Annotated in this window: 19 protein-coding genes; 6 read left to right on the top strand and 13 right to left on the bottom strand. The window is 31.5% G+C overall.

Going from position 1 to position 19,881, the window contains the following annotated elements; all coding sequences use genetic code 11:
• Positions 1 to 28: 28 nt before the first annotated feature.
• Together Mjas_RS03220 and pyrB are read right to left on the bottom strand one after the other, a co-directional pair.
• Entirely contained in the window at positions 29 to 415 is a 387-nt protein-coding gene (locus tag Mjas_RS03220) for a 30S ribosomal protein S8e (RefSeq protein WP_421078339.1), read from the bottom strand.
• Positions 416 to 618: 203 nt separating this feature from the next.
• Positions 619 to 1,527: an aspartate carbamoyltransferase gene (pyrB, locus tag Mjas_RS03215; RefSeq protein ID WP_421078562.1), complete on the bottom strand. Its 909-nt coding sequence runs from the start codon at positions 1,525 to 1,527 to the stop codon at positions 619 to 621.
• A gap of 113 nt (positions 1,528 to 1,640) precedes the next feature.
• Here pyrB and Mjas_RS03210 point away from each other — a divergent pair, with 113 nt between their 5' ends.
• The 3 genes from Mjas_RS03210 (at position 1,641) to Mjas_RS03200 (ending at position 3,258) form a co-directional block, all read left to right on the top strand.
• Positions 1,641 to 1,982, top strand: coding sequence for a DUF2304 domain-containing protein (locus tag Mjas_RS03210; RefSeq protein ID WP_421078338.1), 342 nt, complete (start codon positions 1,641 to 1,643; stop codon positions 1,980 to 1,982).
• Between the two features lie 4 nt (positions 1,983 to 1,986).
• Positions 1,987 to 2,178, top strand: coding sequence for a hypothetical protein (locus Mjas_RS03205; RefSeq protein ID WP_421078337.1), 192 nt, complete (start codon positions 1,987 to 1,989; stop codon positions 2,176 to 2,178).
• 126 nt (positions 2,179 to 2,304) lie between these two features.
• Positions 2,305 to 3,258: a potassium channel family protein gene (locus Mjas_RS03200; RefSeq protein ID WP_421078336.1), complete on the top strand. Its 954-nt coding sequence runs from the start codon at positions 2,305 to 2,307 to the stop codon at positions 3,256 to 3,258.
• Between the two features lie 50 nt (positions 3,259 to 3,308).
• Here Mjas_RS03200 and cobM read toward each other — a convergent pair whose 3' ends face one another.
• The 4 genes from cobM to Mjas_RS03180 form a co-directional block, all read right to left on the bottom strand.
• Entirely contained in the window at positions 3,309 to 4,076 is a 768-nt protein-coding gene (gene cobM, locus Mjas_RS03195) for a precorrin-4 C(11)-methyltransferase (protein WP_421078335.1), read from the bottom strand.
• 68 nt (positions 4,077 to 4,144) lie between these two features.
• Positions 4,145 to 5,422, bottom strand: a complete 1,278-nt coding sequence (locus Mjas_RS03190) for a phosphoadenosine phosphosulfate reductase family protein (protein ID WP_421078334.1) — start codon at positions 5,420 to 5,422, stop codon at positions 4,145 to 4,147.
• Positions 5,423 to 5,493: 71 nt separating this feature from the next.
• On the bottom strand, positions 5,494 to 6,909 hold the full coding sequence (gene recJ, locus Mjas_RS03185) for a single-stranded-DNA-specific exonuclease RecJ (RefSeq protein WP_421078333.1): 1,416 nt from the start codon (positions 6,907 to 6,909) through the stop codon (positions 5,494 to 5,496).
• A gap of 119 nt (positions 6,910 to 7,028) precedes the next feature.
• Positions 7,029 to 7,763, bottom strand: a complete 735-nt coding sequence (locus Mjas_RS03180; protein WP_421078332.1) for an acyl-CoA dehydratase activase — start codon at positions 7,761 to 7,763, stop codon at positions 7,029 to 7,031.
• Between the two features lie 143 nt (positions 7,764 to 7,906).
• Here Mjas_RS03180 and Mjas_RS03175 point away from each other — a divergent pair, with 143 nt between their 5' ends.
• The gene (locus tag Mjas_RS03175) at positions 7,907 to 9,127 is read left to right on the top strand and encodes a cation diffusion facilitator family transporter (protein ID WP_421078331.1); all 1,221 of its coding nucleotides are present in this window, start codon (positions 7,907 to 7,909) and stop codon (positions 9,125 to 9,127) included.
• A gap of 66 nt (positions 9,128 to 9,193) precedes the next feature.
• Here the strand turns inward: Mjas_RS03175 and Mjas_RS03170 are convergent, their stop codons facing one another.
• Positions 9,194 to 10,027 carry a F420-dependent methylenetetrahydromethanopterin dehydrogenase gene (locus Mjas_RS03170; protein WP_421078330.1) on the bottom strand — a complete coding sequence of 278 codons (834 nt, stop codon included), beginning with the start codon at positions 10,025 to 10,027 and terminating at the stop codon, positions 9,194 to 9,196.
• Between the two features lie 358 nt (positions 10,028 to 10,385).
• Positions 10,386 to 11,570, bottom strand: a complete 1,185-nt coding sequence (locus Mjas_RS03165) for a methanogenesis marker 16 metalloprotein (protein WP_421078329.1) — start codon at positions 11,568 to 11,570, stop codon at positions 10,386 to 10,388.
• A gap of 167 nt (positions 11,571 to 11,737) precedes the next feature.
• Between Mjas_RS03165 and asd the strand changes: the two genes are divergently transcribed.
• Positions 11,738 to 12,790, top strand: coding sequence for an aspartate-semialdehyde dehydrogenase (asd, locus tag Mjas_RS03160; RefSeq protein WP_421078328.1), 1,053 nt, complete (start codon positions 11,738 to 11,740; stop codon positions 12,788 to 12,790).
• A 140-nt stretch (positions 12,791 to 12,930) separates the two neighbouring features.
• Positions 12,931 to 14,190, top strand: a complete 1,260-nt coding sequence (gene gatD, locus Mjas_RS03155; protein WP_421078327.1) for a Glu-tRNA(Gln) amidotransferase subunit GatD — start codon at positions 12,931 to 12,933, stop codon at positions 14,188 to 14,190.
• Between the two features lie 56 nt (positions 14,191 to 14,246).
• On the opposite strand, the gene Mjas_RS03150 is transcribed toward gatD, so the two are convergent.
• From Mjas_RS03150 to cysS, 5 genes are all read right to left on the bottom strand, one after another.
• On the bottom strand, positions 14,247 to 14,732 hold the full coding sequence (locus Mjas_RS03150) for a deoxyuridine 5'-triphosphate nucleotidohydrolase (RefSeq protein WP_421078561.1): 486 nt from the start codon (positions 14,730 to 14,732) through the stop codon (positions 14,247 to 14,249).
• A gap of 17 nt (positions 14,733 to 14,749) precedes the next feature.
• Positions 14,750 to 15,526 carry a dihydroorotate dehydrogenase electron transfer subunit gene (locus Mjas_RS03145; RefSeq protein ID WP_421078326.1) on the bottom strand — a complete coding sequence of 259 codons (777 nt, stop codon included), beginning with the start codon at positions 15,524 to 15,526 and terminating at the stop codon, positions 14,750 to 14,752.
• Between the two features lie 89 nt (positions 15,527 to 15,615).
• Positions 15,616 to 17,499, bottom strand: coding sequence for a S16 family serine protease (locus tag Mjas_RS03140; protein ID WP_421078325.1), 1,884 nt, complete (start codon positions 17,497 to 17,499; stop codon positions 15,616 to 15,618).
• 78 nt (positions 17,500 to 17,577) lie between these two features.
• Positions 17,578 to 18,174, bottom strand: a complete 597-nt coding sequence (locus tag Mjas_RS03135) for a YigZ family protein (RefSeq protein ID WP_421078324.1) — start codon at positions 18,172 to 18,174, stop codon at positions 17,578 to 17,580.
• A gap of 40 nt (positions 18,175 to 18,214) precedes the next feature.
• A complete protein-coding gene (gene cysS, locus Mjas_RS03130; RefSeq protein WP_421078323.1) occupies positions 18,215 to 19,636 on the bottom strand; it encodes a cysteine--tRNA ligase in 1,422 nt (473 codons plus the stop codon).
• Between the last annotated feature and the right edge of the window lie 245 nt (positions 19,637 to 19,881).

Below are 19,881 nucleotides of genomic sequence, written 5' to 3'. Positions count from 1 at the left end.
TATTTTTTTATTTTTTAGTAATATTTAGTTATTCATTGATTAAAACAGCATTAACTACACCATCTTGACCAGGTCTTGATGTAACTTTTGCTTTACCAATTTCTGTTTCAATGATAGCTCCTTTTGTAATAATGTTTCTTCTGATGTAGTGTTTATTTGCATCGTTTCCAACTACATTTAAGATGCCAACCTTTTTACATGTATTGTTTGTAGGGTCCATTACATTGGCATAGTTTGTTTTTAATAATTTAACTTTTTTGTTTCCACCAGCAACTCTTACTATTTTTATTTTTACCTCATCGGTTAAGTGAGTTTCTGCTGGTTCTCTACCCATTTCTTTTTTGTGTTTTTTAACAACCAATCTGTATTTTCCACCAGTAGGTTTTCTTTTACTCTTTCCTTGCCAAATTCCCATTTTATCACCAGTTGATTTATAGTATATTTGTTTTAGTGTTTATATTATTGCCATATTATTTATGCATTATCGATTAAATTAAATAAATAATAATTAAGAAAAAGCGAGAGGCCATGCGAGCATTTATTTAATATAATTAATAATATAAAAAATTAACTATCATGATATATATTTTTTATTTTTTTAAAATTTATTTTATTTATTTATTCATTTTCCAAAAGCATTTTTAAGATTGCCATTCTCACAGGAACTCCATAGAATGATTGTTCAAAATATTTCGCCTGTGGGAGCTCATCCACATTTGAATCCACTTCATCAACTCTTGGAAGCGGATGCATAACAATTAAATTTTTATCGCATATGTGCTCTTTTGTGAGTTTGTATATTCCTTTTACCTTTTGATATTCATTTAAATCTGGAAATCTCTCTTTTTGAATTCGCGTCATGTATGCCACATCAACATCTGTTAAATCTATATGGCATTTTTCAGAAAATTTAACATTTCCTTTTTTCTTTAAATCTTCTATTATTTCTTTTGGTATTTTAAGTTCTTCTGGTGAAATAAACACTATTTCCACATCATCAAAGAGAGAGAGTGCGTAGCATAATGAATGAACCGTTCTTCCATATTTTAAATCTCCAATAAATGCAATTTTTATTCCATCTATTTTTCCTATTTCTCGTTTTATGGTGTATAAATCAAGTAGTGTTTGGGTAGGGTGCTGGTTTGAACCGTCGCCCGCATTTATCACAGGAACAGTTGCATACTCACTTGCCAACCTTGCAGAGCCTTCGGATGGATGCCGTATCGCAATTATATCGGCATATCCGCTAATGACCCGTATGGTATCCATCAAACTTTCTCCTTTCATAACAGATGTATTTTTTATATCTGTAAATCCTATTACAGTTCCTCCGAGCCTCTTCATTGCAGTTTCAAAAGATAATCTTGTTCTTGTGGAGGGTTCATAAAATAAAGTGGCAAGTATTTTTCCATCCATAATGTTTATCACTTTTTTAGATTTTAGCAATTCTTCCATTTTTTCCGATTCATCCAATATCTTTAAAATTTCTTTTTTTCCAATATCTTTTATAGATATCAAATGCTTCATCTTCATTAAATCACCAAAATAATATATATCAAATCATTAGATATAAATTTATATCACTAATATATCGTATTCTTAATAATTTATTTTAATATTATTGATAATAGGGGTGAATTATGCAACTAATTCAAATACTTGCAATTATTTTTGCAGTCTTTGCAATATCGAGGGTAATATTACAGGTAAGGGCAAATGCCATGAGTAGGGATTCTGCTATATTTTGGATATTTGTCTGGATGGCTGTGATTTCATCAGTTGTATTTCCAAGAACTTTGGGATACCTGGCAACCTTAACTGGTGTTGGTAGGGGTGTAGATGTTCTGATATATCTTGCAATTATCGTATTGTTTTATTTAATATATAGAATATATGTTAAGATGGAGAATATTGAAAGGGAAATAACAACAGTTGTAAGGGAAATTGCAATAATAGAAAGGGAGAAAAAAGAAAAAAGGTGATTAAATGAACATTGAAGAAAAAAATGCTATATTGATGGAAGTTGGGCCTTATGTCTCGGATATAGAATTTTTAAGGGAGATAATAGATGAATCGAGAGATATTGAAGATTTAAAAAACAGATTAAATAAATTGCTTGAAACAGAGGAAGATATTACAAGAAAAACAGATATAAAAATAATATCGAGTAAAATCTAAGAATTTACACAGGTTGTTAAATAATCCTGCTGAAAAATAAAAAAGGTGTATAATTTAAGTCAAATTAATTATTTCAAACATGGACTAAATCAATTCCCCACATGACATGCAATACCAAGTGATAATATGAAAAACAGTTTTTTAATAATGTTTGGTATATTTGCAGTTTTAACCATAGTTTATTCAATTGCCTTTTCAATAATGGAACATGTAAGTTTTTTAGATAGTTTGTATTGGACTATAATATCCATGACTACAATAGGTTATGGGGACATTACTCCACAAACTACATATGGCAGGTTCTTAGCAATAGCTATAGCCTTAACGGGGATAGGAGTATATTCGACATTGGCTAGTTTGATGATAAGTTATATTGTTGATACAAATATAGCGAAGTTTCAGGGGTTGTTGTCTATGAAAAAGAAAGACCACATTGTTATAATAGGGTGGAATGAAGCAAGTAAGGAATGTTTGGATGAGTTAAGGGCAAATAACATAAAAGAAGATGTAGTTATAGTTTCAGAATCTTCCGTTTATGGTCATGATTACGTAATGGGTGAATTGGACGACAAAGAGGTTCTAAATAAAGCAGGTATTGATAAAGCAAAGTATGTAATAATCTCTACAAACGATGATTCTAAGACTATTTTAATCACTTTAATTGTAAGGCAGTTAAATCCAAGAGCCACAATAATAGTGAAATGTATAAAGGACGATAATTTTGATTTGTTAAAACATTCAGGTGCTGATTTTGTTATATTATCCGAAGGGTTTGCAGGTAGGTTGATGGCAAGTTCCATATTTGAGAGCTCAGTAGTTATGTTCTTTGAAGACACCAGCACATGTAAATACGGTAGTGATATTTTTGAAATTAAGTGGGATGGTGGAGATACAAAGTTTATAGACATATTTGTAAATTTAAAAAATGATAAAAATTTAACTATTATTGGGATTTTAAGAGATGGAGAGTTAATAACTAATCCAAAAAGTGATTTTATGGTAAAAAAAGATGATGTATTGGTGGCTATTGGTATTCAAAATATAGTCAATCTACATGAGGTGTCCTTAAATGGGTCATAAATGTTCGTAGATTGACTATAATAGTTGAGCTTATTGCAATTAGTTTGCAGTTAGTGTTTAACCTTTCTATATTCTGTCTCAAAATCTTTGTCGTATAATTTTGAATATTCATAGTATTTTGGGTCTAAAACATCCCCTACTATAATCAATGCCGTTTTTGTAATGCCTGCGTTTTTAACTTTATTGGATATATTTTTTAGAGCTCCTTTAATAATCTTCTCATCCTCCCATGATGCGTGATAAACTACGGCAACAGGTGTATCTTCATTATATCCTCCCTCAATTAAATCATTTACAACCTTATCAATCATACCAACGCCTAAATATATTGCCATAGTAGCTTGATGTTTTGCCAAATCTTTTATTTTTTCTTTTTTAGGTTTTGGAGTTCTTCCCTCAGGTCTTGTAATTATTATAGTTTGGGAGACTTCTGGAAGAGTTAATTCTGCCTTCAATGAACTGGTTGCTGCAAATAAGGAAGTGACTCCTGGGATAATATCAACATCTATATTATGTTTTTTCAATTCATCAATTTGCTCTTTTATTGCTCCATATATGGATGGGTCTCCCGTATGCACCCTTACAACATTTAAGCCCTTTTCCACACCATCAACAATTACATCAATAATTTCTCCCAAGTTCATTGTTGCACTGTTGTATATTTTTGCATTCTTTTTGTTGTAGTTTAAAACTTCCCTATTAACAAGAGAGCCAGCATATATTAATATATCTGCGTTTTCTATGGCTTTTTTTCCTTTTAATGTTATCAACTCAGGGTCTCCGGGACCAGCTCCAACGATTGTTATTTTTTTATCCACAATATCACCTTTATTATTATCATTTTTATTAGCTATATTTAATCTATTTTAATTACATTTATTTTGTTCTATTTTAAATTTTTCTTAATTTCTATCATCTTTGGAGGGAGCTCATCCCATCTCCAAAATCCCCTCAATATATCATCTTCTGAGTAGTATTTTTTTAAATAGTTTGCCCATCTTTCCCATAGGTTTGGGTGGAGCTCTCTTACTCTTAAAAATTCGCTGTTAAGTGCGGCTGGGCACATATAACACCCTATCCTTTCAAACCCTTTATCATACATTGGATTATAAAGAACATCATTTAAATAAATATAACTCCACACATCAACAGCGTTCCAATCAAGTATTGGAAATACATTAGTTTGAAAGTCTATAAATCCACTTTTTCTAGTATAATCCAAATTTGCCCGTGCAAAGCTCTCGAATTTTCTCGAACCATCAATTGTTAATATTTTTTTATTTGGATAATTTTCCATAAAGAAGCTCTTCAATGGCATCAGCTTACAAACGCTATTGCACCATCTGTTATCTTTTGTAGGAATACCTTCTTTATCCAATTCATCCCAAAAGTAATCGCCGTTTATAGTGTGCAGATTCAAATCGTATTTTTTTGCAAAATCTTTAACATATTTCATCGTTTCAGGATACTCCAAACCTGTGTCGATAAATAAAACATCAATATCCTCTATCATCTCTTTTGCCAAAAGTGTGGAAACTGCACTATCCTTTCCGCCACTAAATGATACATTTATTACATACCCTTTGTTTTTATATTTGTTGATATATTTTTTAAGGATATTTTTTGATGATTTTACAAGATAATCCATTCTTTTTTTGTTTTTCTCTAAATAATCGTTTATTTTATTAATATTAATTTCTTCTTTTTTCCTTTTTAAGTCCTTCAATTTTATTCTATCATTTCTTTTTATTCCAACTCCTAAAAATGTCCCTATGTCAATACCGACAAAATAGTTCGTATCTTCCACTATACTTTTGTATTCGTCAATATTTTCAACATATTCTTCTTTTAAATACTTCCCCTTTAATCTTCTTTTTGTAGGTTTTAGTATTATTTTCTTTTCATCTACCAACTGATAATAATAAGGGGACGGAGTAAATTTCCAATCTAAATCAATTAAATCAAATTCAAGTATTCCAATTTGTGTATTTTCATCTAAATACATTCTTTTCCTGTAATCATCCCCTGCAAGTTTTTCAAGCAGTATTAAATCATCATAATCAAAATTTAAACCAGTTAATCTATTAATTACATCAATTTCATACTTTGATGCAAATTTTGTATCCTCTTTAAATGTATTTTTAAATTTATCGTTGTTATACATAAAATCACTTTTAAATCTTTTAAGTTTTTATTTTTATGATTGAGTAATTTTATAAAATAATTATAATTTAATTATAGTTTGTTTTCAAGATGCCTTATAAAATCCTTTTTTTCTGGAATATATGCACCGCAGGCAAATTTATGCCCTCCACCGCTTCCTCCAACTTTTTTAGATGCGTAGCTTATGGCATCGGCAAGGTTTATGTCTTCGGCAAATGATAAGAGCTTTGGACATCTGGCAGATACTTTATAACCATTATCCATTTCCCCTATTGCAAATATGGGCTTTTTCCAATCTACCTCTTCTATTGAATAGCTCATTCCAGCTACAATCCCAATTATACTTCCCTCTATTGTGCCATTTTCCACTTCAAAGTATTGAAATTTGTCTTTCTGGATTATTTCAACATTATCTTTTATATATTGGAGTGATTTTGAAAGGTTTCTTTTATGGGCATTTAGTCGTGATTTCATTTTATCGTAATATTTTTCCCTATCTCCTTTTAAAACTTTAAGGGGAGTTTCATAATCTTCATATCTGGAACAGGCATTTATGCAGGTTGAAAACTCCTCTAAATTTCTAAATGGTGTTTTTATCTCCTCCTTTTTAAATTCATAGCTTTCTCCGAATATTACCTTTGGAAGAAATCTCGCCCAATTGGAAGGAACATATCTATTGCATTTATTTAAAAATTCGCTTCCAAGAATCCTTTTTTCGTCAAAGGACAAATCGCATAGGCTTTCTTTTGGTATAATGTCTAAATTGTATTTTCTATTTATATTGTTTATAAAGTTTATAATCCTTGAATCGTTGTTCATCAAGTCGGTTCTAACATCTGTAAAATACTTAATAGATGCAAAAATAGGTTTTGTGTGCTTTCCGTAAAATTGAAGGTCTGGAAATGCTACAATGTCCCCTGCCTCTACCGCATCGTTTAATATAATTCTATTAAATCCTGTGAATTTGCCTTCTAAATTTTGAATATCTCCAACTGCACCAAGAACGGCATATTTTGCCAAGTCGATATTTCGGGGGTTGCACATTTTCGCAAATAAATAGGACACACCAGCACCGCAAATTTCCTTTCCTCCGTCGATATTGTTGTTCCAAGGATTCACATTTATTATATTTTCTGGAATATTCGTATTTGCAGGTATGTGGTGGTCTAAAATGATTATATTTTTATCCTTTCTGTCCAATAGGTTGTATTCTTCCATTTTTTCTTTTATAAGATTAATCTGCCCACTTCCCAAATCTGCAAAAATTATTAAATCATAGTCCTTAAATGGAATATCTTCAATGGAATCAACACCAAGTTGTTTTAAAAATCTAAATTCTGCCTCTATGTTTAATCTGTGTAGGAGCTCCTCTAAAATCACCCTCGAAGTGATGCCATCAGTATCTATATGTGTATATATCAATATATTGTTTTTTCTGTTTTTTCGAAGGGTCTTAACAGCTCTCTTTAAATTAGATATATATTCCATTTTAACACCAAAAAAGCAAAGTGTGAATTAATAAGTATATAAAATATATAACATCTCATTTAAACTATATAGTTTGGCAAAATATAAAGTTTTGGTTATATTTTTTATCACAATGTTCATTAAACCATTAAACCAGCACCAACGCAACAAACTATTTGGGGTTCATCTGGAACCAATAGCTTTTTATCTAATTTTTTTTCCAAAAGTTCAATCAACACTCTGTTTTTTGCAACACCGCCGCTAAATACTATATTATTTAGCTTTAATTTATTGACCATTGGAACAATCCTGTTTGAGATACTCTCATAAACTCCCATTAATATATCTTCCTTCGGGGTTCTTTTAGACAGTAAGGAAATTATTTCACTTTCTGCAAAGACTGCACACATTGAAGATATTTTTGCTATATTGTCTGATTTATAGTCGTTTAAATCGTCATCTATTTTTAGAATATCGATACATTTTTCTAAGAATTTTCCAGTTCCTGCGGCACATTTATCAGATAGTATAAAATCCAAAACATCCCCTTTATCATTTATTTTTAATACTTTGCTGTCCTGACCTCCTATATCTATGACTCCATGAGCTCCTTCAAAAAAATAGTGAGCTCCCTTTCCAAGTGCTATGACCTCTGGAACTACCTTATCTACAAAGGATAATTTATGCCTTCCATAGCCTGTTGCCACTATTTTGTTTATATCATGGTTTTTTTCAAATTCCTTAACTATATTTAGAATATCTCCCTCTTCAATAACCACGCCTATATTTTTTACCATATAATTTTCTATGTTATTTTTATCGTCCATTAACACCATTTTTGTTGTGGTTGAACCAATGTCTATGCTTAAAATCAAATTAATCACCCGTAATAATTATAATTATATAATGGTGGAATAAATAAAATAAAGTAGAAATAAGATGCAATCAAATATATAACATAATTAGATTAAAAGTATATTATTTAATATTTGGTATTAAATTTTTTAATAGTGAAAAGATGAATATTGAAAAAGGAAAAAAGGTCATGGTAATTAGTGCCATATTGACATTATTTATTGCAGTATTGAAGGGCATTATTGGATATATTTCCGGAAGTGTGGCTCTTGTAGCTGATGCTCTACACTCATTATCTGATGTATTGGGACCTATTGCAGTGTATTTTGGATTAAAACTTGCTCAAAAAGAGCCAAATGCTAAATTTCCATACGGATACAGCAGAGCAGAAACCCTTGCATCCTTTGCAGTATCATTTATCATTTTTATAACTGGTATTGAAACACTACGACAATCTATTGAAAAATTTGGCAATCCTACACCAATACACCACCATTTTGCAGTAATTTTTGCAGTATTGGTTTCCCTTGCAGTTACATACTATCTTTATAAATATAAGGCAAAGGTTGGAAAGGAAATAGGTTCTGATGCAATGGTTGGGGAGGGAGCTCACTCATTGGTGGATTTCTACACCACAATTGCAGTATTGTTTGCAGTAGTGGGCTCTTATTTTGGATACTACATTCTGGAACCAATTGTCGGGGGAATAATAAGCCTAATTGTAATTGGTTTGGGATTGAAAATGATTAAAAAGGATATTTATATGCTGATGGATTTTTGCGATGAAGAAACAGTTGAGCAAATAAAGAATATAACATTAAGTGTAAATGGGGTTGAAGGAGCTCACCATTTAAAAGCTAGAAAATCTGGACCATTTATATTCTGCGATATGCACATTGAAGTGGATGAAAATTTATCCTTTAAATCTGCCCATAAGATTTCAGAAGATGTTGTAGATAAAATAAAAGAAAATATAAAAAACATATCCGATATAACTGTCCATATTGACCCCATCAAAAAAAGATATATCAAAGTGGCAGTTCCAATTAATGTAATAAATGATAATGATGTGATGAGCTCGGCGATAGCAGATAAATTTTCTCTTGCAAAATATTTTGTAATTGCAAGTGTTGATTCTTATGAATATAATATAAAAGATATTGAAGTAAAAGAAAACCCTGCAAAAGATTTGGATAAGAAAAGAGGCATAAAAATTACGGAATTTTTAATGGACAATGGTATTAATGCAGTTATTGTTAAAGATATTGGCACAGGAACCTATAATGCCCTTGGAAACAATTATATCAATGTAATTAAAACAGATAAAAACACAGTAAAGGAAGCCATTGACGAATTTATGAATATTTTAAAAAAATCCGATTAAAAAAATAATAAAATACAAAAACAACAATAAATAAAAATAAAATATAATTAAATAATAAAATTTACTTTATTCTGGTTTTTCCATTAATTTTGTTTTACTTAATATTTTTCCATCTGCTGCATGCGGTTTTCTGCTCACAGCATCCATAGCTTTTTCTAATTCTCTTGCTTCATCTACTAATTTAGCCGCATATCTTATCATTTCATGAGCAGAGGCTACAATTGGGATGTATTTTTCCATCTCTTTTGTCATGAAGCATCCTTTAACATCCACATCTCCAACCTTTTCAGCCATGACAAATGCTGCCATCGCTTTTGCTTTTGCGTTTGGATTTGTAAATTCCATAGCCTCTACTGCTTTTGTTTCATTTATGACTATTTTTGGTAATTCAATTTCTTTTCCTTCTTTAACTGCATCAATCATGGCGTCAATTGCATTTTGAACAACCCTTAATGCACCTGTTCCAGCCAACACTCTTAAAACATCTGCATTGAACATAGCCATTTCAACAGGGTCTAAAAATTGCCTTCTTGCACCAATCATTGGGTCGCATTTTATAATGATATATCCAAGTCCTTGTTCGGCAATCTCATCTTTTGCTTTTAAACCAGGTGCATCACCAATGATAACTGATGGAATATCACATGTACTTAAAATTTCTCTTGCTTTTTTTGGGCCTGGTGCTGCTGGGTTTGGTCCGATATATATTATAAAATCGGGTTTTATTTCCTCAACCATTTTTGTAGTTACTTCCTCCACCTGTTCAGGACCCATCTTTGCCCCACTTCCAATAACTCTAACATCGATATCTTTTCTATCCGCCCTCTCATCCAATGCTAAATCAATTACCGGAGACATCCCAATATTTCCACATTTAATAATGCCTATTTTTACAACCATTTTACCACCGATTTTTCATTTGATTATTATTGATTATACCACTACTATTATTTTTAATGATATTATATTTAAGAATTGCTATTTTAAATCGTTATTACAGATATTAAATAATTTAGTAATATGTTAATACCTAAATATACGAAGATATCATATTATTATAAATAAATAATATTAAAAATAAGGAATATAAAAAACTTGACAAAACTCCTTAGGTTTTTATAAGTTCGACAAAAACCAATATTTTTGTGAATCTCGACGAAAACCTTCGTTTTCGTGAGACAGCAACTTGAAAATTTGCTTCGATAACAATTAAAAATAAATATATAAGATGGGAATTATGGATGGAATATTAAGCAGGTTATAATTTAAATTCTCCTTTTTCTATTCTTCTTTTCAAATCCTTAGCAAGTTTCAGAGCTCGCTCCCTATCTGACTGTCTGCATGTAATGGGGATATCCAATATACTGTTTCTCTTCATTTGGTATATTCCATAAGGGCATGCCTCTACACAGACCCCACATCCAAAGCAGTTTTCATTTGGAAGACGCCTACCACCTAAATGTTCAATTCTTTTTATGGCTTTTGTAGGGCATAATTCCTCTGCAATACATGTATCGCAGTTTCTGCACCTATATATATCAACTTTTGGCCTCAATTCTGCATCTTTCCATACTTCTGAATATTTTCCAGTTCCCACGGGAACTCTACCGATTATATTTGTTAGTGGGAGCTCGATGTTTTCATCAAGTGTTTTTAAATACTCCTTGTTTTTTTCATTTACTTCAATGGGAACAGCTATAGTATTGAATACCTCTACACCACCAGAAGTGATAAATCCACCTAAATAATAGGCATCCATATCGTGCATATCAGCAGATATCATTATATTTGGTTTATTTTGAGAATGTCTTGTTCCATATCCTAGTATAAGTCCTTCTGCACCGTTTAATAGAATTTTTTTTCCAAATAATTCCTTTTCATCACATTTCATATTTTGAAGTGGATTTATTTCACCACATCCAGAAAATGATGCCTCTCCTTTTTTTAACCTTCTTCTATGGAATATGGTTTTTACAGACTCATCACTTAAATTCGTAATTGCCACATAGTTTTTAAATGCCATTCTAGTTCCAATCATTTTTGCTGTTGGAATGTCCTCCAATGATAATGTTTTCTCATACGTTTTTCCCCCACTTTCCACAACAGCTTCAATCTCTTTTCCAGATACTAAATCTTTAAATAAAAATCCTCCACCATATTCACCAGTATAATTTGTCCCATAGACTACTGCATCCACACTACCCAAATATTCATTTGGACATGGTCCCACATAACCTTCTATGCCGTTTAAATAAATCTTTTCCGCCTTTCTAAATGTTCCACTGTCTGCAATTGGAATATGGAAAACCGCCATGGTTCCAGACATTATTCCGCATGTTGCAGTGGTTACTATATCTATTTCATCTATTTTGTCCTCTTCATTGTTTCTAATCATTTTTTTTAATTCATCCGCTGTAATCACTACTTTATCACTGTTATCCATTTTAACACCAGTAAATTTCCATTTTATTATTTATCCGCATGTTTAAATCCTAACTTATTAAATTCAATAATCATCATTGACTAAAATATATATAATAAAGTACATTATAATATAATCATAATTATATGTTTAATGTTCTAATTTTATAAGTAATTTTGGTGAAAAAAATGAATATAAAAGTAGGTATTTTAGGAGCAACAGGTAATGTTGGGCAAAGATTTATCCAGATGCTTGAAAACCATCCTATATTTGATTTGGAAGTTTTGGCCGCATCACAGAGAAGTGCGGGAAAAAAATACGCTGACGCCTGTTATTGGTATCAATCAGAACCAATTCCAGAAGAATTGGCAAACAAAATTGTAGTTCCAACAGATGCAAACCACGAGGCATTTGAAGATGTAGATATTGTATTTTCAGCACTTCCATCAGATTTGGCAAAAAAATTGGAACCAGAATTTGCAAAAGCTGGAAAACTGGTTTTCTCAAACGCGTCAGCTATGAGAATGGAAAATGATGTTCCACTTATTATTCCTGAGGTAAATCCTGAACATTTTGAAATGATTGAGGTTCAGAGGGAAAACAGAAACTGGGATGGTGCGATAATTACAAACCCTAACTGTTCTACAATAGGGGCAGTGATTACATTGAAGCCAATAATGGATAAATTTGGGCTTGATTTGGTAAATATTACTACAATGCAGGCAATCAGTGGGGCAGGATACAACGGAGTTCCATCCATGGCAATACTTGATAACTTAATCCCATACATTGGAAGCGAAGAAGAGAAAATGCAAACTGAAAGTTTAAAGCTATTGGGAGCCATGGATAAAGAAAACTGCAAATTTATAGACGCAGATTTTAAAATCGGAGTTTCATGCAATAGGGTTCCTGTAATTGATGGCCATACAGAAAGCATATTTGTTAAAACTAAGGAAGAGGCAGAACCAGAAGAAATTAAAGAAGTCATGGATAAATTCGACCCATTAAAAGAATACGACCTTCCAACTTATGCGAAGCCTATTGTTATTAGAGATGAGCTCGACAGACCTCAGCCAAGATTGGACAGGGATGCAGGTAATGGTATGTCTATAAGCGTTGGAAGAATTAGAAAAGACCCAATATTTACAGTTAAATATACAGCTCTTGAACACAACACCATCAGGGGAGCGGCTGGTGCAAGTGTTTTAAATGCTGAGCTCTATGTTAAGAAATATTTGTAAAATATTATAAACAATAGGTAATAATTTAATAATAATTAAATGATAAATAATTAATTAAATAACAATTAAAAAACCAAATTAATTTATTTTTTTATATCTATTTTTTATATTTTTTAGTTTCAATTTTTATCGGTGAAATCATGGATGATTATAATATTGGAGATTTAATAACTATAAAAACGGAAAATACGGACTATACTGGAACTATAATGCCGTCTTTGGATGAAAATATCATAGTAATTAAAATGAAAAATGGATACAACATAGGCATTTCAAAGAATAAAATTAAATCAATAGAATTAATAAACAAAGGGGAAAAACCAACATACAAACTTCCACCATTGGAAATTGAGAAAAAAGAGGATTTAAAAAACATATCAATTCTATCAACTGGTGGAACAGTAGCTTCAAGGGTGGATTATAACACAGGTGCCGTTCATCCAGCTTTCACAGCTGACGATTTAATAAGGGCAGTTCCTGAATTGTTGGATATTGCAAATATAAATAGTAAGGCTGTTTTAAACATATTAAGCGAAAATATGACACCAACCTATTGGAAGATGATTGCAGAAGAGATTAAGAAGGAAATTGAAAACGGTGCAGATGGAATTGTAATAGCTCATGGAACAGACACCATGCACTACACAGCAAGTGCCTTATCCTTTATGATTGATGCAGATGTTCCAATAGTTCTCGTGGGAGCTCAGCGAAGTAGCGATAGACCTTCATCAGATGCGGCATTGAACCTTATAAGTGCTGTAATTGCATCCACTCAACCAATTAAGGGAGTTTATGTTGTTATGCATGGGGAAAGTGGGGATACATTCTGCTATCTGCATGAAGGGGTGAAGGTTAGGAAGTCCCATTCATCAAGAAGAGATGCCTTTAAATCGATAAATAATATCCCTGTTGCAAAAATAAATCCATTCACAAAGGAGATTGAATATTTAAGAGATATAAAGAAAAGCGAAGGAAAAAACATAGCTATTAACACCAATTTAGAAGAAAAAGTAGCTTTAATAAAAATATATCCGGGAATCGATGGAAATATCATAAACTACTATGTGGATAATGGATACAAGGGAATTGTGATTGAAGGAACAGGATTGGGACACACTCCTGAAACAATATTCGAAAATATAAAATATGCAACAGATAACGGCGTTTTAGTGGCAATGGCTACCCAAACCATAAACGGAAGAATAAATATGAATGTCTATTCAAACGGAAGGGAGCTCCAAAAATTGGGAGTAATCGGATGTGAAGATATGCTTCCAGAAGTTGCACTGGTTAAAATGATGTATTTATTGGGCAACTATGACATAGAAAAGGCAAAAGAGTTGATGAATAAAAATTTAGTTGGAGAAATAACAGAAATTAGCAGGTTTGACAGTTATTAATTTTTTATTTTTTTAGCCATTATTTTTAATTTCCTTTTTTATTTATTTTTTATTTATTATTCCTTATTTTTATTTTTTTCGTTGTATATTCCTTCATATTCTCCATTTACTTCATTGCATTCAATATAAACGATTTGAGCAATTCTCGCATCTTTATAAATGGTAATTGGGTTCAAAACATGCATTAAATAGGTAGGATAACCTTCATATCCTGGGTCATGAACTGCGGTGTAAATGGTGCATCCCATCCTTAGTAGGCTACTTCTTGGATAGGCAAAACCTGCTGTATTATTTGGGATTTTTACCCTGTCTGCTATTTGAACTGTATATATGCCAACATCCAATTCAATTTTTTCGTCCTTTTCAGAGTCGAATATTTCAATGTAATTGGGGAGCTCCCTTTTTTCATTGGTATAATCAAGTGTTCCATTTCCTTTCAATTTGAATATTTTTCCAACTCTTAAATCAATTCCACATTGCTGTATTTGTATGTCATCTTTTGTATTTACGAAGTTTTTTGATACCTGAGCTCCGATAATGATAATATCACCCTTATATTTTAAACAATCTTACCGCTGGCATCCCTTTTATACTTTCCAAACTCGGATATGTATTTTAATTTATCTCCCCAGAATACTGGACCATCCTTACAGACACAGAGTCCTTCATCATCAACAGCACACTGTCCGCAGATTCCAATACCGCACTTCATATACCGTTCCAATGAAACCTGAACAGGAATATTGTATTTATTTGCAATATCTACAACTTTTTTCATCATTATTTCAGGTCCGCAGGTAATTATTAAATCGAATTTTTCATTTTTTAGTATTTCTTCCATCTTATCCGTTGTAAATCCATTATATCCAAAACTTCCATCATCTGTGCATGGATGAAGTTTTCCGCATTTTTGAAATCTATCCAAATATAATAATTCATCTTTTGTTCTTCCCCCAAGTATTGTAGTAATGGATATGCCCTTTTTTAAAAATTCCTCCACAGCACTTAATATTGGAACGCTTCCAATTCCCCCTGCAACTGCAAGGACTTTGTCCCCTAATGGTTCAAAGGATGTTCCATAAGGTCCCCTTACACCGATTAAATCCCCTTCTTTTAAACTGTGCATTTTTTCGGTGAATTCTCCAACTTTTGCCACGCCAAAGCTTATGGAATTTTTGGTTTTTAACAATCCAAGTGGTTTTTCATTTACCTCTGGAATCCACACCATGGCAAACTGACCTGCTTTGAAATCAAAATATTTATCAAGTATAAATGTTTTTACAGTAGGACTTTCCTCTATTATCTCTTTTATTCTGCAAATAATCGGTTTTTCCATAGTATCACATTATTTACCTTTTATATTATATTTATCCAGTATTGCTTTTATTATTTATTATTCATTATTTATTGATATTACTTTTTTGTTTATTCGTCATCCCTGTTCCTTCTACCTAAAAGATATCCTGCAAACACTCCACAGGATAATCCCAAAGCTAAAAATGCCATATTTAATGTTATATTGTATTTGGCGTTTGTGCTCGTTTCAATATTATTATTTATAGGACTGTCTTCTGTAAATGTAGAGCTCTCGTCGTATTCTACAACTTTTGAAATGTTGCCATTCAATTCATTCAATACATCGATATTCATTTGAGCATAAGCTATGCTGTATTTGTAATATAATATTTTTGACATTTTATCGTTAAATGTATTGGCATATTCGTAATACCCCAGTGCAGATACTGGAATACATCCATCATCATAATTTTCTGCTAAATTTATCTTTTTTTCTGCCAGTTTTTTTAAATAATCGGTATCTTCCATATAGTTAAGTGAAGTTGTGGCATATACATAGGCATCAATACTTTTTGAAATTGACAGCAAATATTCCTTTTGATTGTAATACTTTTTTGCATCATCTAAATTTTTCATAGCATCATTTGTTAAAGCTGTTGGCAATACCATCGAAGAATATAGCACAACAATCTCTGAATTATCGAGATATTCCTGAGCAAGATATTTTAAATCAGATTCGTTTATTAATTCATTTTCGATATTTTTATTGCCATTTTTATTATAATTATTATTATCATTTAAATTTAGCCACCAAATGGCACTTTTTCCCCTTAATTTTGCATAAGCCCCATATTCTATTGCAGATAGTGGTTTGTTATTATAGTATTCTTTCCATGCATTATCGATGAGCTCCTCTGATTCATAGATTCTACTTTTAGATGCGATAATGTATTCTATGTTATTTTTTGATAAATTTTTATTATTTATTAATATTTTCTCATTGTCCAATTCATTCTGAACGCTTAAAAGATATTTTTTTAGGTAGTCCTTTCCATCATCGCTGTCGATGTAATTTAATGTTGTGTTGATACTTTCAAGTGTTATCAATGCTCCAAAAGCCTTTGAAGTTGCGGCATAATATGATTTATTTATATAAAGGCTGTTTGCTAATTCCATATTAGTTTTTGAAGTTTTTAATTTGGTATCTAACTCTTTCTTTAAATCGTAGTTTATTCGAGTGTTGTATTTGTATTCATAATTTAGCCTATTTTCTACATAATTGTAATTGTTTTTAGTTTGTTTTAAGACCTTATTGGATAAATTTTCCATCTTATTATCGTAGATGTTTTTAATTATGGGATTTGGTTCGTAATTTCTTTCTATGATTTTATGGTTTGTAAAGTAATAAACTGCATCGTATATGCTTTTAACCTCTATAACTTTTATCCCTAAACTTTTACCGTATTCTACTGCATCTACCGTATTATTGTCAGCTTCATTTAAATCTGCCTTAACATATCTTTCTCCGGAAGGAATTAAAAAATAATCTACATTCATGGATTTTGCGGCTTTCATCTTTTCTAATATTCCTCCCACTGGACCTATACTTCCATCGGGGTTAATCATTCCAGTCATCATGACATTTTTATTTATGCTCCAATTGTTCAACGATGCTATTGTAGCTACACATAATGTGGCTCCTGCTGATGGACCTCCAATTACTGGAACATCAGACCTAACAACATAGTATATATCATAATCCTTCTGATTTTTTCCACATATATCAAAGGCTACCTTTGCGGCTATTCTTGCCGAGCCCTGCATATCAAGCTGTGTCATAGGCATAGTGTCCATAAATATATGTCCGTTTCCTTTTGATACTTTCACATCTATATTTACAGGAGCTCCTACATATCCATAATCTGTTTCAGCAACTGCTGGTGCTACAATTGAAACATCTGCAACACTCACCGGTATTATCAATAATAAAAATAATAAAAAATATTTTTTCATATTATCATCTTCTTTTCATTCTTTTTCTTTCATTATTTTTTTATTTTTTAGTTAAGTTTTATTTTTGTTTTTTTATTTTTATTTATTATTTTTTATTTTTATATTCCCTTTGGTATGGTCAATTAATTTTTTTATAACCTTCTCAGCAGTCCCCTTTCTCACTGCAATGGTAAAAACAACGGTATCTGCGTAATCTTCCTTAACAACCTCTCCATTTTCTTCTATTACTATCTTTTTTACGATACTTAATAAATTATAGGGGAGCTCTACTTTGAAGCACTCCTTTTCAAATACTTCAATAATTTTTGCATTTTCCACTGCTTCCTTTGCAGTATCGCTGTATGCCCTCACAAGTCCGCCGTATCCTAATTTTATACCTCCAAAGTATCTAGACACAACTACAACAATGTTCTTTAAGTGGGTGAGCTCTAAAATATTCATTATAGGTTTTCCAGCACTTCCACTAGGTTCACCGTCGTCATCATATTTTAAATGATTATCTACAATATAGGCATATACATTGTGATTTGCGTCGCTATGGTGGTTTTTTATCTTATTTATAAAGTCTTTTGCTTCTTCTTCATTTTTTACAGGTGATGCGTATCCAATAAATACCGAATTTTTAAACACTTTTTTAGAGCTCCCCACTTTTGCAATAGTTTTGTAGCTACTCAAATTATCCCCGTATATGTTCCTATATCTATATAATTATAATCTACAATTTTTTCCAAATCGTTCCCTTAGGGCTGTCTTCCAGCTGAATACCTATATTTTTTAATTCGTCCCTTATTTCATCAGCCAAATTGTAATTTTTTTCCTTTTTCAACTTTGCACGGATATTTATTAAAATATTTATTAAATCCTCTTCTATTCCTTCGTTATCTTTGCTATCAAACTTATTGAAGATTCCAAATATCTCTCCAACCATTTTAAAGAAGTCAAGTGCCTTTGTCAATACACTTTTGTTTGGATTGTTTGATGTATTTACATATCTATTTATGACATTCGAAACTTCGAAAACATATTTAAGTGCCTCTGGTGTATTGAAATCATCGTCCATGGCGTTATAAAAGTTTATCCAAGCATTCCTAATGGTTTCATAAGTTTTTATATCAATGTCATCCAAGTTATGTTTTATATGTGAGCTCCTAATAGTTGCATCAACATTTTTTAAGGTGTTGTATAATTTTTCTAAATTGGTTTTTGCATCAAGTAATCCTTCTTCTGAGTAATCAAGTGGGGAACGATAGTGTCTTTGCAGTAGGAACAGCCTAATGACCTCAGAATCATACTTATCAATTAAATCTTTAAGTGTAATGAAATTTCCGAGACTTTTGCTCATTTTTTCCCTATCTACCATCACAAATCCCGTATGCATCCAGTATTTTACCCAAGGACTTCTGCCTGTATAAACTTCACTCTGAGCAATTTCATTTTCGTGGTGCGGAAATATTAAATCGTTTCCTCCGCCGTGGATGTCGAACTGTTCCCCTAAATATTTTATCCCCATTGCAGAACATTCTATATGCCATGCAGGTCGCCCTTCACCCCATGGACTGTCCCATTTTGGTTCATTAGGTTTGGCGAACTTCCATAGTGCAAAATCTTCTGGATTTTTCTTTTTTAGGTTCTTTTCCACCCTATGCCCCGCTATCATTTCATCTAAATTGATATTGCTCAGTTTTCCATAGTCTCCAAATTTTTTTACATCAAAATAAACCCCATCATCAGCCACATAGGCATATCCCTTTTCTATAAGTGTTTCTATGAATTTTATTATGTCATCCACATGTTCTGAAACTCTGGGATAGAGCTCTGCTGGTTTGATATTCAGTTTTTCCATATCCTCCAAAAATGATTTTATGAATTTATCTGCGAGCTCTTTTGGTGTTATTCTTTTTTCATTTGCACGATTTATAATTTTATCGTCTATATCTGTGAAATTTATGATTAATTTGACGATATAATTTTTATGTTCAAGGTATCGCCTAATAGTATCAAATGCCACATAGGTTCTGCCATGACCTAAATGGGCATAATCATAAACCGTAGGTCCGCAAACATACATTTTAACTTCATGCCCATCTATTGGATTAAACTCTTCCTTCTTTTTTGTTAATGTGTTGTAGATTTTCATATTATCACTAAATATAAATATTATTTCTATTTATGTTATTTTTAATACTATTATAATATCATTTAAGTTATTTTATATAATTTAAAATTTGGTATTGGTATAATTTAATTAATTTAATATTATTATTTTACAATAGTTGGGACGGAAAAAAGAAAAAAATAAAAAAAGATAAAGAAAAAAAGGTGAAAAAACATACTTAAAATCCTTTCAGGATTTTATATATTTTCCCCAAAAAAAGAAAGATG

The organism is Methanothermococcus jasoni (assembly GCF_049075655.1).
Taxonomy (GTDB): Archaea; AGJL01; Methanococci; order Methanococcales; family Methanococcaceae; genus Methanofervidicoccus.
The sequence above is the reverse complement of the archived record's forward strand: the minus strand, read 5'-3'. Positions and strand labels throughout refer to the sequence as shown.

Excerpts from the sequence above, each read along its gene's own strand:
- pyrB (WP_421078562.1), bottom strand. The coding sequence starts at position 1,527 with ATGAAGCATTTGATATCTATAAAAGATATTGGAAAAAAAGAAATTTTA.
- Mjas_RS03220 (WP_421078339.1), bottom strand. The coding sequence starts at position 415 with ATGGGAATTTGGCAAGGAAAGAGTAAAAGAAAACCTACTGGTGGAAAA.
- gatD (WP_421078327.1), top strand. The coding sequence starts at position 12,931 with ATGGATGATTATAATATTGGAGATTTAATAACTATAAAAACGGAAAAT.
- Mjas_RS03145 (WP_421078326.1), bottom strand. The coding sequence starts at position 15,526 with ATGGAAAAACCGATTATTTGCAGAATAAAAGAGATAATAGAGGAAAGT.
- Mjas_RS03200 (WP_421078336.1), top strand. The coding sequence starts at position 2,305 with ATGAAAAACAGTTTTTTAATAATGTTTGGTATATTTGCAGTTTTAACC.
- Mjas_RS03170 (WP_421078330.1), bottom strand. The coding sequence starts at position 10,027 with ATGGTTGTAAAAATAGGCATTATTAAATGTGGAAATATTGGGATGTCT.
- Mjas_RS03175 (WP_421078331.1), top strand. The coding sequence starts at position 7,907 with ATGAATATTGAAAAAGGAAAAAAGGTCATGGTAATTAGTGCCATATTG.
- Mjas_RS03190 (WP_421078334.1), bottom strand. The coding sequence starts at position 5,422 with ATGTATAACAACGATAAATTTAAAAATACATTTAAAGAGGATACAAAA.
- asd (WP_421078328.1), top strand. The coding sequence starts at position 11,738 with ATGAATATAAAAGTAGGTATTTTAGGAGCAACAGGTAATGTTGGGCAA.
- Mjas_RS03165 (WP_421078329.1), bottom strand. The coding sequence starts at position 11,570 with ATGGATAACAGTGATAAAGTAGTGATTACAGCGGATGAATTAAAAAAA.
- recJ (WP_421078333.1), bottom strand. The coding sequence starts at position 6,909 with ATGGAATATATATCTAATTTAAAGAGAGCTGTTAAGACCCTTCGAAAA.
- Mjas_RS03205 (WP_421078337.1), top strand. The coding sequence starts at position 1,987 with ATGAACATTGAAGAAAAAAATGCTATATTGATGGAAGTTGGGCCTTAT.
- Mjas_RS03140 (WP_421078325.1), bottom strand. The coding sequence starts at position 17,499 with ATGAAAAAATATTTTTTATTATTTTTATTATTGATAATACCGGTGAGT.
- cysS (WP_421078323.1), bottom strand. The coding sequence starts at position 19,636 with ATGAAAATCTACAACACATTAACAAAAAAGAAGGAAGAGTTTAATCCA.
- Mjas_RS03210 (WP_421078338.1), top strand. The coding sequence starts at position 1,641 with ATGCAACTAATTCAAATACTTGCAATTATTTTTGCAGTCTTTGCAATA.